This window comes from Allorhizobium sp. Av2, assembly GCF_021462805.2.
Taxonomy (GTDB): Bacteria; Pseudomonadota; Alphaproteobacteria; order Rhizobiales; family Rhizobiaceae; genus Allorhizobium; species Allorhizobium vitis_G.
The window spans coordinates 201,821-218,650 of record NZ_CP192698.1 but is presented as its reverse complement, the minus strand read 5'-3'; the positions used below and the strand labels follow the sequence as shown (position 1 = coordinate 218,650).

The following is a 16,830-nucleotide window of genomic DNA, read 5'->3' as shown; positions in this document are numbered from 1 at the left end:
ATGCCGTCTTCAGAGGCCAGAGCAATTGCGTTTCAGCAGGGTTGATCCTTAAAGACGTTCAAAAACAGCTAGCACGACCCTTCCTGTGATGGGGGCAAACAAAGTTTGAATGGTGCGCGCCCACCATGGAAAAGCGGGGCGCAGTTCTCAGGCGAGACAGCTCCAATGGCCCTCTCCACCAAGACGCTTGATGACCTCCATCAGGATATGTCTCACCTCAAGAACCGCCTTGGTCGGGGGGTGATTGACCGGCATATCCAGCACAAGGCGTCGAAACAGCTCCGGTGCCCTCAGTGGAATGACCGAGAGTTGTCTTGCCTGATGATCGGCGTAGACGGCTCCCCGACCCAGAATGGTCAATCCCAACCCGGCACGGATCGCCGCTTTGGTGCTGGCCACTCCCTCGATCACCCGAACAATATTGATTTTCTGACCAAGAATAAGGGCCTGCTTTTCCAAAAGAATGCGAATCCCATGACGCTGCGAGGGCATGATCAGCGGAAGGCTCAAAGCGTCGCGGAGCGGCAAATCATTCTGCCTTTGGGTAAAGGCATTCAGAGGCCCGACGGCATAGAGCCGCTCATCAAACAAAGGCACTGCGGTCGGTTTGGCCACATCCAGAAGGTTCACGGCCAGATCATGCGCATGGGTATCGGTCGCTGTGCGCAGGGTCTGGCTATCGCCCTCGCTGATCGTCAGGCGGATTTTTGGAAAACGGCGGTCACATGCTTCCAGAACCGGAATGGAGAGAATGGGAGACAGCGAGCTCAGAATACCAAGCGAGACATCACCACTTGGATATTTCGCCTGCTCCCGCGTTGCGGCTTCGGCCTGCTCTATCGCCCGAAGGATTGCCTGAGCATGGACCAGCAGCGTTTGGCCTGCCTCCGTTACCACAACGCCACGCGAGGTGCGGTTGAGCAATTGCAGCCCCAGTTGCTCTTCCAACGCGCGCACATGCAGGCTCAGCGCTGGTTGGGCTACGCCCAGTTCACTGGCGGCACGGGTAAAGGAACCCAACTCCGCAATGCGCGTAAAATAGCGCATTTTTGTCACATCCAATGCCAAGCCGGCCTCCTGATATACAGAATTCATATATCAAATATCGTCAATATATATTTGTTGGCATAGCGCAAGCCTCTTAAAACGGAGGAGATCGCGAAAGGGCTGGGGTTAACCTGCGCCGTTTCGCCCTGTCGAACAAAGGTGTTTTGAGGTTGCCATGATCCACATTAAGAAAATTCCCGAGCGTCCAAGCCAGGAAGAGATTGATGCGATTGCGAAATTTTCGCCTGCGACCCTCCATGAGGCGCAAGGCCGTCGCGGTGCGCTTTCCTCCCGCATCAAGCCAGTTGATTACCGCATGAAGCTTTGCGGGCCTGCTTTCACGGTCAAGTCTGCTCCACGCGACAACATCATGCTGCAACTGGCGATCAATTATGCGCAACCGGGCGACATCATCGTGGTATCCGGGGGCGAATACGAGGAGGCGGGGTCATTCGGGGATGTTCTGGCCAATGCCTGCCTCGCCAAAGGCATTGGTGGCCTGGTGACCGACACGGGCGTGCGCGATACCTTGCAGCTTCGAGATCTTGGTTTCCCAGTATTCTCGCTCAGTGTTTGCATCAAGGGAACAGTGAAGGAAACCTTGACCGCAGTGAACGACCCGATTGTCATTGGCGGTGAGCTTGTTTTTCCGGGCGACATTATCGTCGGTGATGCCGACGGTCTGGTGGTGGTCCGCCGACAGGAGGCGATGGATGTTGCCGCACTTGCCCAAGCCCGGGAAGATGCTGAAGCTGGCTATATTGCCGCTTATAAGGCGGGGAAGTCGGTCATTGAAGTCAGTAATCTTGAGCCCGTGCTGAGGGCTAAAGGATTTTCGGTCGAAGCGTGAGCGGGTGCTCCGGACATGGATTTGAAATTCCCCTTAAAATCTAAGAGTCTGCCCGAGAAATCATCATTGGCGTGCGATCCGTCTGACGATGGTCATGGCATAAAGATGTGAACCAGCACAGATGGTTGGCCTCGTTTGAAAAGGTGATAGGCAACTGATTTTACTTGCAAAATTGCAACGAAAGCGCTGCGTCATCGGCTCCGATCGCCACCCTACCCGATCTCTATTTCATTTCCGCAAATCACAACCTTACAGGACCAATCATAGGGGGCACCAGCCAGGCTGGCGCCCCCTATGGGCTTTACGACAGATGATGCGGTCTGGTCATGCCATAGACGGGCGTATCGATACCGACCTGACGAGCTTTCAGCTGCAGTGATAGATATTGCGAATAGTGCCGTGACTGGTGCAGGTTGCCGCCGTGGAACCACAGTGCGTCCTGTTGCGTCGGCTTCCACATGTTGCGTTGTTCGCCCTCCCAGGGACCGGGGTCCTTAGTCGTATCGGAGCCGAGCCCCCAACATTTGCCGATTTTGTCAGCGACGTCGCGCGAAATGAGATCGGCCGCCCAGCCGTTCATCGAGCCATAGCCGGTGGCATAGACCACGAGATCCGCTGGCAACTGGGTACCATCCTTCAGCACGACGGCGTTTTCGGTCAAATGCGAGACTTCCACGCCGGATTTGAGCTTGATCGAGCCGTCAATCACCAGATCACAGGCGCCGACATCGATGTAATAGCCTGATCCACGCCGCAGATATTTCATGAACAGGCCAGACTCGTCGTCGCCGAAATCCAGCATGAAACCAGCCTCTTCCAGCGCCTTATAAAAATCCGCATCCTGTTCACGAATCCTGTTGTAAATCGGGATCTGGAACTCATGCATGATCCGGTAGGGTAGGGACGCAAAAATCAGGTCGGCCTTACGCGTGGTCATGCCGCCCTGAACCGCCCTCTCCGAATAGAGATCGCCAAGACCGATCTCCATCAGTGAACCGGATTTGACAATATGGGTGGATGATCGTTGCAGCATGGTGACATCGGCGCCGGCTTCCCAGAGCGCTGCGCAGATATCGTGGGCGGAATTGTTGGAACCGATCACCACAACTTTTCTGCCAGCATAGGCGTCCGGCCCCGGATGCTGCGAGGAATGCTGCTGTTCACCCTTGAACACATCCTGACCGGGGAATTTTGGCACATTGGCCTTACCCGACATGCCCGTCGCCAGCACCAGCTGCTTTGGCTTGAGCACGACCTCCTTGCCGGCGCGGTCGACAATGACTGTCCATTCGTTTGTGACTTCATTGAATTGCGCCGACTTGCAGGTCGTGGAGCTCCAGTAGTTCAACTCCATGACCTTGGTGTACATTTCCAGCCAGTCGCCGACTTTGTCCTTCGGGGTGAAGACAGGCCAGTTTTCCGGGAAGGGAATGTAAGGCAGGTGATCGTACCACACCGGGTCATGCAGGCAGAGCGACTTGTAGCGCTTGCGCCAGCTGTCGCCCGGGCGCTCGTTCTTCTCGATGATGATTGTCGGCACACCCAGCTGACGAAGCCGTGCGCCAAGTGCAATGCCTCCCTGCCCGCCACCGATGATAACGACATAGGGTTGCGCCGAATAGCCCAGCTCCGCGGCCTCGGTCTCGCGCTTTTCTTTCCAGGTCATGCGGTTGCGGTCATGGCCATGCTCGGCGCCCATCTGGCGCCGGATGCCTTTCGGCTCTTCATGGCCCTTCAATTCGGTCATGGTGGTCAAGAAGGTCCAGATCAGTCCGTCTTTCAGGCGAATATGTCCGTAGCCGCGCGCGACGTCCGTCTCGAACTCAAACCAGCCGTCAGTGATCCCACCAGCATCAGCGGCGGGCTCTTTCGGATCCTGCACGAAATTCGAGGGTGTGATGGCGGTAAGCTGGCTCTTCAGCATCTCTCGGATCTGCTCTTGACCCTCGAGTGTCTTAAGGTTCCAGGTGAATGTCACCAGATCGCGCCAATAGCAATCGGTCTGGAACAAATTGACGGCGGCATCAATGTCGCCGCTTTCAAGCGCTTTGCCGAGCTTCGACAGAGCCGTGTCTATTTTCGTGGCCGGGCTGATATCAAGCATGGTCTTCTCCTCCGTAGTGCTTGTGTCATCGGTGATGAAGCGCCCCTCCAGGCGCCTTTCGAAGCGGCCATCGCCTGCCCGGGCTCCTCTCCCGCAACAGGCGTTGGCCACGACGCTATTTCGAAAGATCGATCAGGATCTTGAGTTGGGCTCCCGCCGGGTCGAGCAGGACGTCGAAGCCTTCTTTGACAGCTGTGTCGAGGGTGACGCGCTTGGTAACGATCTTCGTTGCCGGAAGCAGACCGGAAGCAATCAGCCTGATGACGCGTGGCCAATAGTGTGTCGGGTATGCCCAGGAGCCTTTGATTTCCAGATCTTTGAATGTCACTTGGAACCAGTCGATCGGATTTTCATGCGGATGCAGCCCGGTCTGGACCACGACGCCTTGTTTGCGCACGGCGTCGACGCAGGCCTTCAGCGCATGTTCGTTGCCCACGCATTCGATGGCGACATCGCAGCCGACCTTGCCTTCCGTTTGCAAGCGGACGGCATCGCCGACATTGTCGCGCTGAGGGTTAATCGCGATGACATCGGGCAACACCCCTTTCGCAAGCGCGAGCCTGGAGTCATTGAGGTCGGACACAAAAAGCTGGGTGGCGCCCGCCGCGCGGGCGGCGAGCAGCGTCAGCATGCCGATGGGACCAGCGCCCGTTACGAGCACGCTTGTGCCAGCCGTTACGCCGGCGCGATCGCAGGCATAGACAGCAACCGCCGTTGGCTCGACCAGGGCTGCCTCTTCATCAGACATCTCGTCCGGGATTTTCTGAACATTGTAGTCGTTGACGAGCGCTGCTTCAGCCATGCCGCCGCCATCCCAGCTCAAGCCCACCAGCGCTAACTGCGTGCTTAAGTGGAAAAGGCCGCGATCGGCGAAATAGTCGCCGGACCTTGGCATGACGAGGGGCTGGATGGATACGCGGTCGCCAACAGTGACCGTCGTCACGTCCTCGCCAATCGCCTCGACCACGCCGCCGAATTCATGGCCGAGCACTTGCGGGCCATGTGCGCCGGTGAAGGAGTGCGGCTCGGTCGGGATGAAGATCGGGCCGTAGCTGTATTCGTGAAGATCCGTACCACAAATCCCGACGAAGCGATTACGGACCAGAACCTGGCCCGGTCCCGGCCGCTTCGGCTCGGCAATGTCGTCCAGTCGCAAATCCTTGGCTGCATGGAATCGGAGCGCGCGCATGTTTCCTCCCTTGGCTGCTGTCGATGCCAAGAGAAGAGCAATGCTCGTGCCAGTGGCTCCTGGCAGGGCGAAGGACTGGAATTATTCAGTTTTCGAGGCGGGGCAGGTTTGGCGACGCCACAGCTGTGGCGCGACAGGTGTGGCGCAGACCACAGTCCGGGTGCTCAATGCGGCCTGTCTATGCCGAACCTGCGCATACGGCGATGCATGGTGGTGCGATCAATGCCGAGGCGCCGCGCCGCCTCGGAAATATTGCCATGGCAGGCAGCGAGCACAGCGCGAAGTTCGGCTTCAGGGCTGTCGTCGCCAGGCAGTTGCACACTGGCAGCAAGCTGTTCTGGAAGGTCCGTTACCTCAATCAGTCCATCGTCGCACAGCGCTGCGGCAAAGGCGATCGTATTGTCCAGCTCGCGGATATTGCCTGGCCAGCGATGATTGAGGATCAAATGGCGGGCAGTGTCTGAAAGCCTGAGCGATCGGTCCGCCGGAGCATGTTTTTCGAGCAACTTGTCGAGCAGCCATGGCAGGTCGCCGCGCTCACAAAGCCGTGGAAGGGATAGTACGGCTGCATTCAGCCTGTAATAGAGGTCTTGCCGGAATGCGCCGGTTGCGACCATGTCGGCCAAAGACCGATGCGACGCAGACACGACACGAAACTCCACCTTGCGCGCCACCGAGCCACCAACCGGCAGGACCTCACCCTCGGCCAGAACCCTGAGCAACCTGCTTTGCGCAGCGTATGGCATATCGCCGATTTCGTCGAGGAACAGGGTTCCGCCCACCGCTTCCTCGACCAACCCCTTTCGTCCCTTGGCAAGGGCGCCGGTGAAGGCGCCTGGCAAATAGCCGAACAATTCGCTTTCGATCAGTTGTTCAGGGATCGCTGCGCAATTGACCGCAACGAAGCGGCCTGACAATCCGCTCACCTCGTGGATAATGCGCCCCAGATATTCCTTGCCGGTTCCGGTCTCACCTTGAAGCAGGATCGGCAGTGCGCTCGGTGCGAGCTTGGCGATCTTGCGGCGAAGGTTGTCCATGATTTCGACACTGCCGCCGAGCAGGTTCATGGCTGGCGGTGACCGAAGAGCTCGAACGAGCGGCGCCCCTGTCACGCGCTGTTGCGGCTCGATCGCATGGGCAAACAGAACCGACCCATCCCGCACGGCAATCCGCCGGTCTTGCGGCAGGCTGGCGCGTGTCAGCGAAGCAAGCTCGTCCAAGTCAGCCTCGAAAAAATCTGCGACCGGCTGGCCAAGCACAAGCTCGGGCCGTCGCCAGTCGATCCCACGCGAGGTAGCAAGAAGCCGCGCGCCACCATGCGTCATGCCGGTGATGCGGCCGGAGCCATCGACGGAAATCGCCGCTTCTGGATCAACATCGAGAAATTCCGGCGCACCAGCAAAGCGCAGCACCAGGTCGTGTCGACTGTTCGCCATGAGATTGGCGAGCTCGATGCGCCGCACGGTCGACGAGACAAGATGACGCGCCATATTCTGGCTCGTCTTCAAGATGGGTGAACTCAGGAGCGAAATATCGAGGACCGCTGCCAACGTGCCTTGCGTGTCATAGATCGGTGCGGCGGTGCAGGAGAGTGGTGTATGCGTGATGTCGAAATGGTCGGTCTGATGGATCGTCAGAGCCTCGCCAGTGGCCAGGCAGGCACCAACGGCGCACGTGCCAGCGAGAGGCTCGGACCATTCCGAGCCGAGGTAGAGCCCGGCCTTTCGCAGGTTGTTGTTGAAGGAGGGATCACCGAGAAATTCGACGGTTACACCCTGCCGGTCGGATAGAAGCAGAACATAATTCTGCTCGGCAACCTGCCGGTAGAGCCGCTCAAGCCCAGAGCGTGCGATATGCACGAGGTCCTCTGCCTGCTGACGATGTTCGCGCAGGCGTGTTTGAGAGACGATGACCGCCTCGCGCGCATGCGCCGGATCGAGCTGGTAGGTCTCCAGGCACCGCCTCCAGGATTCCACCACAATAGCGTCGCGGCCCGTATTGCTTCCCTGCCCGACGCGCTCGATTTCCTTGACGTGATCGGCAAAACCCATGAAATCACCGGCTCTTGAAAAGCCGCCTCCCGTGATCTTTAAGGAGATCATAGCCCCAATTGCCAGAAGCGCCTAATGCTTCGAGACATCTTGTTCTTCACGCGTAGCGATTGCCGGGCAGGCTGCTTTCGCGGCAAACAAATGGCTAACAATGGCAGGCTGGCAACTGTCTTTAAGCTGGGCTTCGGTGGCTCCATGTGGAGCCGTTTTTGAAGGCCTGTGCAACAGCGCTGAAGATTGAGGCGGCTAGAAAAGGCAGTAAATACCTGTTTTAAATGATAAATTGTTGAAGGAGGGGCATGACCGGCGCCGATCTTGCCCCATCCAGGCTGCATTTTTATTCAGTAAATTAAGGTCTTACGGGGCTGATCATAGGGGTCGACTCGCGACGCTCATTCACAGTAGGTGTTGAGCCAAAAACCTGCGGAGCGGTCGCGCACTCAATCAGTGCCATCTGAATGAGGTAGGCAAGAAACGTCTTGTCTGCGTTTGTCGCAAGCAATGCAGCCTTCAGATGGTCTACAACCATACGGTTATTGCTCATAGTCTTTCCTACGTGTTTCCATAACGCGACGCTAGTCTGCTATCGTGAGTCCAGCGTGAATCGTCCGTGAGTTTGAAGCGCTTGGATAACTAACTGGCGATGGCGTCAATCAACCGAATCCGCCGCATGGTCGTGACCGGATAATCGCTGTCAAGAAAGCGTGCAGGCAGGAAGTCAGGCTCGAATTGTTGCAATCGGGAGACGGCTCGATCCATTTGCTCGATCATGCCCGCCTGCTTGTAAAGTGCAATCAAATACCTGAGAGGCGCCCGAAATGCGGGACGCAGAATAAGCGCTGCCTCTGCGTGGCCTATGGCGGTTGCATATTCGCCCAACGCGGCGGCCGACATGCAGCAAAAGAATTCGACAAAGGCCCTGTGCTCGCCTCCGCCTGTTAATGCAAGCGCGCTTAAAGCCGATCCTCGACTATCCCTAAGCTTGTCGAGGACCAGTTCCGTATTGGATAAAATCGCCAAGTTGACTGCGTTCAGCGGGTCGAGGCTGACAGCACGTTCAGCAAGTCGCAACGAACCACGACTGGAGCCGCCTCCGAGATATTCGAGATGGGCCCCGATGCCGAGGATGCTGGCGCTACCAGCGTCCTCGCGCAGCGCTTCCTGCACCAGTTCCGCTGACGTGATCTTGTCATCAAGGAATGCGCTGCTGCAGTGCTGGAACTGTGCCATATTGCGCAGGAATGCACGCCATGCCAGATATTGCGGACGTGGGTCGCGATCATAGGCATAGCGCAGATTGGCGTCTGCATCTCTTAAACTTTGCCGATCAAATCGGAAGATCAAGGCCCGCGCATGATTGGCGAGCATGGCTCCCGAATGTGAGATGCCAAGCTGATCCTTCCGCTCCCGCAACGTCGAAAGAATGGCTTGGACAAGAAGCCCGGATTCGTGATGTAGCAACTCTGTGGATGATGCCGATATTTGAGTGGTTCGCGACCAATAGAGCTGTCCAGTCCCTGCATGGCTGATGGCAAAAGCCACATGGCTGTCTCGACCTAAAGTTACGGTCCGCACTGCGACAGTGATGCCTTTGACAGGCAAGGGAGGGAGCGTGCCGCCGATGGCAGCGTGACGGGGGAAGATTTCAAAATCGTCTAAATCGCGAAGCGACGTCGCTGTCAGTGTCATCAGTCGACTTGATGTCAATTCACTCGAAGGCTGGTTGTCGGATAGGAATTGGAAAAAAATTGCGGGTTTGGGGGCGGTATGACTGCGTAGGGCATGGGGCGGACTGATCCGCGCCTTGTCCGCAAGAGAGGCTCGTAAGTTCCGGATCCAGTCTTCAAACTCAGGGTCACGAATGTCGAGGTCGGCAAATGCGTCCTGCTCATTATTCCAGTCATTAGAGGCGGGCATGAGCCGGTATTTTATCGAAAAGCGGGTTGGATCAAGTGCTACCTTTTCCCGATCCGCTTTCAATATCGTTTGATAGGGGCCAAACGCCCGTCGTATGTCGACGAGCGTTTGGCGAAGGCTGTCCGACCCTCTCTTGGAATCTCGATCGCTCCACAACTTATCCTGCAACCAAGTCCGGTTGCGGGAATAGCCTTGTGACATGGCAAGTAACGCTACTATCCCGCGCGCCTTCGATCCTCTCGGGCTGCGGTCGCACCCATGAGAGTCGACAATCAGAAAGCGGCCAAAGATGTTTAATGACAACATGTGCAGCCCCCTGGAGACGGAATATATTTAAAGTATCATACCATATCAGCGAAGGAAAAGCTTGCCGGTTGGATCGAGTTCAAGTTTTTCAGCACCAGGAGCAGTAATGTCAACAGGCTTCATAGTGATTGTGTTGCCGGGTTTGAAGGGGTAGGGCGGGACATCCGAGGTGGATGCGGCATGATCAGGAAAATCGGTCTTCACCCAATTGCGGAAGGCAGCAATTCCTTTTGAAACCTGCAAAACATAATCAAGCGACTGCGTGTCCGGCACGGGTGAATTGGACCCAATGTTTCTGAAATAGGCGGCGACGGCTGAGTCGTTGTATGGATCAGTGGGAACATCTGGTAACAGTTCCGCCGCTTGCGCCGCTTCAGGACTGTCAGGCAAGACTGCTGTCCCCCAGTCAAGCGCGCGCTGATGACATGTAATGCAGGCGGACATTGGGTTGTCGACTGGGCCATTGGCGCGCCCGAAAAGGCCGAGATGCTGTCTCGGGAGGGGATAAAACATAGTGGCGACGGCAGGATTGACCCAGCTTTCGGTCGGCGACATGGCTTGTTCGAGATATGCTTTTGCATTCAACGCGGGGTCGCTTCCCCAGATCAGGCCGACCGGAACCAGGCGCTGATACGGCGTGTCACCGGGCTGCATGGCATTATAGACGAATGTCCCGAAGAACCAGCCGTTGGGCGAACGCTTGTCCTTGATCGACAGATCAAATTGCAGAAGCCGCATCGTCATGGTGCTGCCGTCCTTTTCTCCGGCAACGTCCCACTCCTTTGACCCTGCAAGATAAGGAACGCTGGAAGGCTTTGCTGACGTGAACAGCATTTTGGCCGCAACGGCACCATCCGCGAATGCAAAGTCAAGGGTTTTGGGAAAGGCCGGATCGGCCCAGATCTGCCCAAAACCGTAGCAGGCCACATCGTTGTAGATCCCGACAGCGAAAGTACGCTCCCAATCTGTTTGGAGCGCGTGAAGCTCCTTCGGACGAGACCACCGTTCGGTGGTCATACCGTGCAATGGCTCCCTCAGCATGAAGAACCATGGCGCATCGCACCATTCCTCGACCTTATTATCCTGGATGCGCCAATCAATCTCAGGGCGGGCGTTCACCTTGGTGACGTAATTCAAGACGGCCTGCATGTAGTCAGCGGGATTCTTGAAGGGATCGATCGTCAGCCATGGCAGCTTGCTGGTATCGGGCAAGGTCTTTGGAAAATCATAATGAACCTGGAACTTGGGGTCTGTTTCGTGACCTTTCAGGGGCAGGCTACTGGAGCAGTCGAACTTGGCATTGGCCGCCGCTGCAAAGCTGTTGTCAATTGGGGCGGGACAGTCGGCAAAAGCAGATGAAATAGGCAAAAGAAAAAGGGCTAAACAGAAAAGAACAGTTTTCATTGTGGCTCCCCAGCTCGGTGATGTCAGACCGATGTAAAGCCAAGAGTCTTGGATTGTAAATATGCAACCTGACACGTGTTTTACGTGTATTTTGTAACGTGTCTAGGTGTATTAACGGATGGGGTTCGATCGAAGATTGTTACCTGCCTTTCGCCGCAGATATAGAGTAGCACCACGAAAATTTCTTTATCGTCCCCACTAAAGGCTTTGAGGCCTATGGACGGTGATGCCCAGTTAATCTTGGCGCGTGTATCCGGCATGGTCTGGCGGGATCAGGCAGCAATCCCGTCGCGCCCCTTCAATGTCATACCGCCCTGGCATGAGCAGATTTCACCGGAATGGTGCAGAATGAAGTGCAGATTTGTATTGTTAATATAAATATTAAAGAGAAGATAATAAATATATATTTATTAGGATGTCGATATTAATAAAAAAATCTATTTAATAATTTTATTTTTTCCGACTCGACACAAAATATATTTTATATTAAATAAATATATTTTAATTTATAATTAAATTCGAAATTCAATATCATATTCTTGATGCGAATAACAATTTCTGCAAGACGCTTGGATATGCAAAATCGGATATCATTGCCAAACACCATCCGATGTTTTGTGAACAAGCTTACGTCGCGTCCCTCGATTATAAAGAGTCCTGGCGCAAGATTGGAGAAAATGAGTTCCAGAGCGACGAGTTCTTGCGGATCGGGAAAGGTAGCAAGAAATTCTATATTCAGGCCACCTATAACCCGATCACAGATGAAAAGGGAAAGGTCGTCAAGGTTGTGAAATTCGCGATCGATGTCACCGGCCTTGTCAACGCCATTGCTGCGATTGGTGCCGGTCTTGAGCGCTTATCGGACTGCAATATCCGCATGACGATCGATGAGCCGTTCATTCCAACCTTTGAGCGCTTGCGTAAAGATTTCAACATGTCCATTGGCAAATTCCAGGAAACCCTGGCGCAGGTGCTGGCGGAAACGGCGGCGGTTTCCGCCAATAGTCATGATATGCTCAAGGGATCGACCAGCCTGGCAAAACGCTCGGAGCAACAGGCTGCCGCACTGGAGCAGACTTCTGCGGCATTGGAAGAAATTACCGCTACGGTGAGAGAATCCAGTGCGCGTTCCAAAGATACTCGAAACTTGGTGCGCGACGCTCGTCAGGCCGCAACCGAGTCTGTAAAGGTCGTTAACTTCACCGTCGCCGCCATGAGCCGCATCGAGGGCGCTTCCAAGGAAATCAGTAATATCATCAGTGTTATCGATGAAATTGCCTTCCAGACCAACCTTCTAGCCTTGAATGCAGGCGTCGAAGCAGCCCACGCTGGTGAACGTGGCAAGGGCTTTGCGGTCGTGGCCCAGGAGGTACGTGAGTTGGCTCAGCGCTCCGCCAAGGCCGCCAAGGAAATTTCAGAATTGATCGCTAAATCGACCAATGAAGTGAAGGACGGTGTACGTCTGGTCGGGGAAACCGGCAGTGCGCTGAACCGGATCGAATCCTTCGTGCAATCTATCGATGTTAATATTGAAGCCATTGCCACGGCAGCGTTCGAGCAATCCACTAGCCTCACGGAAATCAGCACTGCGGTCAACGCCTTAGACCAGATGACACAACAGAACGCGGGAATGGTCGGCGGTATGAATGCCATCAGCGAAGCGCTTTCCAGTGGGGCCGCTACACTGAGCAAACTAGCCAGCCGCTTCCAGCTCAACAGACGTAGTGCCATCCGCGAGCCGGGAAGTTCCGCGGCAACGCGCAACAACGACAAGCCCAACCCTTTGGATTTTCCATGCGCCGCGGGTGAACTCTTGATGGCCAAACTCAGTCATCCGGTTGAGTGCGCGGACGCCGACATTTGCGTCAGGTCTGACTGTCGACGTTCCTTGCTTTGAACTGCCGTCTTGGAAGGCGGGAAAATGGTTTCGTTATGGGTATCCTCGAACGCTTTGCGCCAATCATCCCTGCAATTGCTTCAGCCGGTTTTGAAATGACTGAACTCGCACCCTGGGTACTGTTCCTTCAGGTGCAAGCCTTAGGGCGCTGACAGACAAGATTCCGGGCTGAGGAGGAAATATGGTTTCGATGCACGTGTGCGGAGGCGAAGGTTCTCGCTGCCAGCGTCCATCAAAAAATAAATCAAAAGGGGAAATTCGATGAGTATAGATTTCAACCTGAATGCGGACCAGATTGCCCTTCGCGATGGCGCGCGTGCCTTTGCCAATACAGTCCTGAAGGACGTTCGCAAGACAATCGCCCAATATTCTCGACCGGATGAACGCTTCTATGCAATCAAGCCATTCTTTGAACAGGGCGTTCATGCTGGCTTTGTCAACGCTCTCCTTCCCAAGGAAGCGGGCGGCTCAGATATTCCCACCCTTGATTTTGCACTTGCGGCGGAAGAGCTAACGTCGGTCGATGTTAACATTCCATCTGCACTCTTGGGTAGCGGCCTTTGCATCAAACCGGTTGCGATGTTCGGGACCAAGGAGCAGAAAAAGCGATTGCTGTCGGATTTTGCCGAGGATGGAACTCGCCTGGGAGCGTTGGCGTTCACGGAAGTTACGGGTGGCGCCAATTTCGATTCTCCCGATCCCCGTTTCGGTGTTAAGACATCCGCTACCCTGGAAGGTGACGAGTGGGTGATCAACGGCGAAAAGCATTACACCACCAATGGTACCGGCTGGGACGGCAATAATTGCCACCTTTATGCCGTCGTTTGCAGAACCGATCTGACCAGGAACGCCGAGGAATCACTTGCGGTCATCATGGTTCCGGGCAACACGCCCGGCGTTCGGGTTGCGGGGCTCCTCGATACGGTGGGCCACCGGGCAACGATTTCTCCGCGGATGACTTTTGAGAATGTACGTGTGCCGGCAAACAACATCCTGGGTGAGCCGGGTGACGGGATCAAAATCGTTTCCACGAATTTCGCCTGGACCGCCGCGCTGATCGGTGCGGCCTGCGTCGGTGTCATGCGTGCCGCCTACGACTATGCCCTGCAATATGCGCGTGCCGACGCACGCTCCGGGCCGCATCCAATCATCGAATATCCGACGGTCGGCTATATGCTTGCCGACATGAAGATGAAGATCGAGGCCTGCCGTTACATGACGTGGAAGGCGTGCCATCAATACGACCAGTCCAAAGGTGCGGAGCATGAACTGGCAGTCATGACCAAGGTCTTTTGCTCGGAAACATGCGTCGACGTCGTCTACGATGCCATGCGGGTTGTTGGCGTAGACAGTTATACTGATATGCATCCGCTCGCAGAACTGATGAACGATGCGATGTGCTTCCCGCTTTATGACGGCGGCAACATGGGTGCCCGCCGGCGCAATCTGCACAGCATCATCAAGAGTTCGTCCTACAGTTCTCTGACGGCGCCTTACGCGACATTTGCCTGAACGATAATCTAGCCTAGCGCAGCTTTGCCGCACAGCGGCAGAGCTGCGGTTCTGTTGCGGTCATTGCCTGTAATCGCGGGGGGCAACACCGAAACGTCGCCGGAAGGCCCTGCTGAAATTGGACATATCGTTGAAACCCCAGCGGAAGGCTGCTTCCGAAATGGTCAGGCATGTCCCTTTGCGCAGTTCGGAGGCGCAACGATCGAGGCGCTTTGCCAGGATGATCTGCCCCAAGGTCTCGCCGTGTTCTTCCAGCAGCTTGTGCAGGTAGCGGGTGGATATTCCGAAATGCGCCGCGACCTTGGCGGGTGAGATCTCCGGGTCGGCGAAGTTAAGCTCGACATAGCGTAGAACAGATTGACGAAGCGGTGACCTGAAGGTCCGGCGGCGATCGTCGTCACGCGCGGGCGTCGAGGCTCGAAGCGACATGGCGACAAGGTCGATGATTGTCTTCGTCATGTTAATCGAGCTGTGGCGCAGGTTCTCGGGGTTTCGGGCGATGGATGCCAGAAAATCGACAACGACCTTGCCGATGGGTGTGCGGTCCGTGACTGTGCGCGCCACGAGTTCGTGGCCGACATGGGAATCAAACATATGTTTCGGGATCTTGAACGCATATTGTTCCCAAGTGTCGCTCGTATAGTCGAGAAGAAACGGTTCGGACGAATCGACGATGGTGAATTCCCCGGGCATCGTGATGGCATCGCGGTTTCCCTGACGGATGCGGCATGTGCCGGCCACTTGCAGATTGAGGAAACAATAGGCATTCGTGTCGCGGCGTATGCCTCTTGATGTGCGTGCAATGGTCTGTTTTAGCGACGCGATATTCGAAATGCCGATTTCGTCGAACGGGTGATCGGTTACAGCGCCTCGGAAGTCCATTTTGGACGGTGTTTCTGGGTCGAGCGCGACATAGACGTTGCACAGAACGTCCCTCCAGTAGCTAAAGCGCTCTGCCGTCCTGATCTCACCCAGATCGAAAGACCTCATATGCATATCGTGCTGCCTTTGTTGGGACGTCACAAACTGACAACAGAGAAGCAAAAAATGCGCCAAATTCGCTTATCTGGAAGCGGATGTTTGCAATAGCAAAACATATTTTGTGGCGGCAAAAACAGGTCACGACAACTGAAACGGAAAAGCCATGCTCCATCAATCGCGAGGGGCGACATTGGCTGCTTGCCGTGCCCTTACGGGTTCTCAACAATAGCGCTGTCGAGACGGGCAGGACCGGCTTTTGTGTGAAGCTGCGGAGAGTGCATTCCCTGACGGTATATTACTCGGAATTTTCAACGATTGGATCGGGTCGCTCATACTGTCCGGGCGAGCGCCAGACTGCCTGACACCATGATTGCAGTTGGTGGTTCCGGTCCAATCAACCCTGACCAACGATACCTCTATTCGTGCGTCTCTTCGGGGCGACGAGAAGAGACGTGTCGGACATCTACCCCAAAATCTGAATTGTCGCTCAACGATGAACTTTGATTTCGCCGGCGGTGTCAACAATTCCAAAGCCTGCAAGTGAATCTGTCCCGTTCACGAACGAGCGGCTAATTTTTGTTGCGTTGCGGCGTTCGAAGAGCTGTCAGAACGCGGAACTTCGCCGGAGTAAGGCCGGTAGCACTCCGAAAGGCCTTTGTGAAATTGGCCTGTGATGAAAAGCCTGCCGCAAAAGCGATCTCTGCGATATGACTGTCATCGCGTGTCAGGCGCTGTTTTGCGAGTTCGAGGCGCAAATACCTCACATAATTATGGGGAGTCTTACCGGTTGCAGCCCTAAAACTTCGCGCAAAGTGAGCCACGCTCATGCAGGCAATAGTGGCAAGATCGACAACCTTGAAATCATTTTCCAGATGCGCGTCTATGTAGTCCTTGACCCGCGAAAGGCGTTTCTGGTCTAGCGGCCGATCCTGTGCGGAAGACGGTTTTGGATGAAGGTCGGTTGCGGAATACCGCTTGATGAGATGGGCAGACAGGGAAATGGCCAGGGTTTCCATCAGCAACCGCCCGGCAGGGCTCTCCTCCGCCATTTCCTTGAGGATCTCGGTCGCTATGAATTCAATGAACGGGTCGCTGGCGATGCTCTCGTAGCGCAGTTCCACGCGGGCCGGATCAAGATCGTGTTCGCGCAGGATTGTCTCGTCGAAAGGCTGCCCGGATAAAAAGATGTGCAGACAGTCATCGATCGATTCGGTGACGTTTATGAACTCTTCCTCGATCCCTGCAGGACAGAGCCAGATCGTGCCGGGTCTCGCCTGGGTGTATTGGCGCATGCCGCCGCCGATACGATCCACTACGGATCGACCGCGTAGCAGGATGGCAATTTCGGTTTCGCGTGGCACGAGCGAAGGCAGTTCACCCGGCGCATGGCTCCAGCGCTCGGCGAGCAAATTGGTCCATCCATGGGCATTGGATGTCTCCAGCATGGATCCGGTCACATATTTATCGACGGAATGTCCGAGCATGGCTTGGCCTCTCCTTCAGATTGGCGCCGCGACATATGGCTCAAAAAGACAAGCAAGATTTGCGCCAGCATCCAAGGAGGGGGTTTTC

The 16,830-nt window shown here is 55.5% G+C and carries 11 protein-coding genes; 3 read left to right on the top strand and 8 right to left on the bottom strand.

The window, feature by feature from the left end; translation table 11 throughout:
- Positions 1-147 precede the first annotated feature (147 nt).
- Entirely contained in the window at positions 148-1,068 is a 921-nt protein-coding gene (locus FS819_RS24685; protein ID WP_272492753.1) for a LysR substrate-binding domain-containing protein, read from the bottom strand.
- Between the two features lie 154 nt (positions 1,069-1,222).
- Between FS819_RS24685 and FS819_RS24680 the strand changes: the two genes are divergently transcribed.
- On the top strand, positions 1,223-1,897 hold the full coding sequence (locus FS819_RS24680) for a 4-carboxy-4-hydroxy-2-oxoadipate aldolase/oxaloacetate decarboxylase (protein ID WP_156550149.1): 675 nt from the start codon (positions 1,223-1,225) through the stop codon (positions 1,895-1,897).
- Between the two features lie 301 nt (positions 1,898-2,198).
- Here FS819_RS24680 and FS819_RS24675 read toward each other — a convergent pair whose 3' ends face one another.
- The 5 genes from FS819_RS24675 to FS819_RS24655 form a co-directional block, all read right to left on the bottom strand.
- Positions 2,199-4,001 (bottom strand): NAD(P)/FAD-dependent oxidoreductase, encoded by a 1,803-nt coding sequence (locus FS819_RS24675; protein WP_156550148.1) that lies wholly within the window; start codon positions 3,999-4,001, stop codon positions 2,199-2,201.
- A 115-nt stretch (positions 4,002-4,116) separates the two neighbouring features.
- Complete coding sequence (locus FS819_RS24670; protein ID WP_156550147.1) at positions 4,117-5,190, bottom strand: 2,3-butanediol dehydrogenase; 1,074 nt, start codon at positions 5,188-5,190, stop codon at positions 4,117-4,119.
- Between the two features lie 164 nt (positions 5,191-5,354).
- Positions 5,355-7,241: a sigma-54-dependent Fis family transcriptional regulator gene (locus FS819_RS24665; RefSeq protein ID WP_156550233.1), complete on the bottom strand. Its 1,887-nt coding sequence runs from the start codon at positions 7,239-7,241 to the stop codon at positions 5,355-5,357.
- A 633-nt stretch (positions 7,242-7,874) separates the two neighbouring features.
- On the bottom strand, positions 7,875-9,464 hold the full coding sequence (locus FS819_RS24660; RefSeq protein WP_156550146.1) for a hypothetical protein: 1,590 nt from the start codon (positions 9,462-9,464) through the stop codon (positions 7,875-7,877).
- A gap of 45 nt (positions 9,465-9,509) precedes the next feature.
- Positions 9,510-10,868 carry a hypothetical protein gene (locus tag FS819_RS24655; RefSeq protein ID WP_156550145.1) on the bottom strand — a complete coding sequence of 453 codons (1,359 nt, stop codon included), beginning with the start codon at positions 10,866-10,868 and terminating at the stop codon, positions 9,510-9,512.
- A gap of 508 nt (positions 10,869-11,376) precedes the next feature.
- Between FS819_RS24655 and FS819_RS24650 the strand changes: the two genes are divergently transcribed.
- Both FS819_RS24650 and FS819_RS24645 read left to right on the top strand, forming a co-directional pair.
- Complete coding sequence (locus FS819_RS24650) at positions 11,377-12,765, top strand: methyl-accepting chemotaxis protein (protein ID WP_322192769.1); 1,389 nt, start codon at positions 11,377-11,379, stop codon at positions 12,763-12,765.
- A gap of 261 nt (positions 12,766-13,026) precedes the next feature.
- Positions 13,027-14,277 carry an acyl-CoA dehydrogenase family protein gene (locus FS819_RS24645; RefSeq protein ID WP_156550144.1) on the top strand — a complete coding sequence of 417 codons (1,251 nt, stop codon included), beginning with the start codon at positions 13,027-13,029 and terminating at the stop codon, positions 14,275-14,277.
- A 60-nt stretch (positions 14,278-14,337) separates the two neighbouring features.
- Here FS819_RS24645 and FS819_RS24640 read toward each other — a convergent pair whose 3' ends face one another.
- Together FS819_RS24640 and FS819_RS24635 are read right to left on the bottom strand one after the other, a co-directional pair.
- The gene (locus tag FS819_RS24640) at positions 14,338-15,267 is read right to left on the bottom strand and encodes a helix-turn-helix domain-containing protein (RefSeq protein ID WP_234624809.1); all 930 of its coding nucleotides are present in this window, start codon (positions 15,265-15,267) and stop codon (positions 14,338-14,340) included.
- A gap of 560 nt (positions 15,268-15,827) precedes the next feature.
- A complete protein-coding gene (locus FS819_RS24635) occupies positions 15,828-16,742 on the bottom strand; it encodes a helix-turn-helix domain-containing protein (protein ID WP_234624810.1) in 915 nt (304 codons plus the stop codon).
- Positions 16,743-16,830 lie beyond the last annotated feature (88 nt).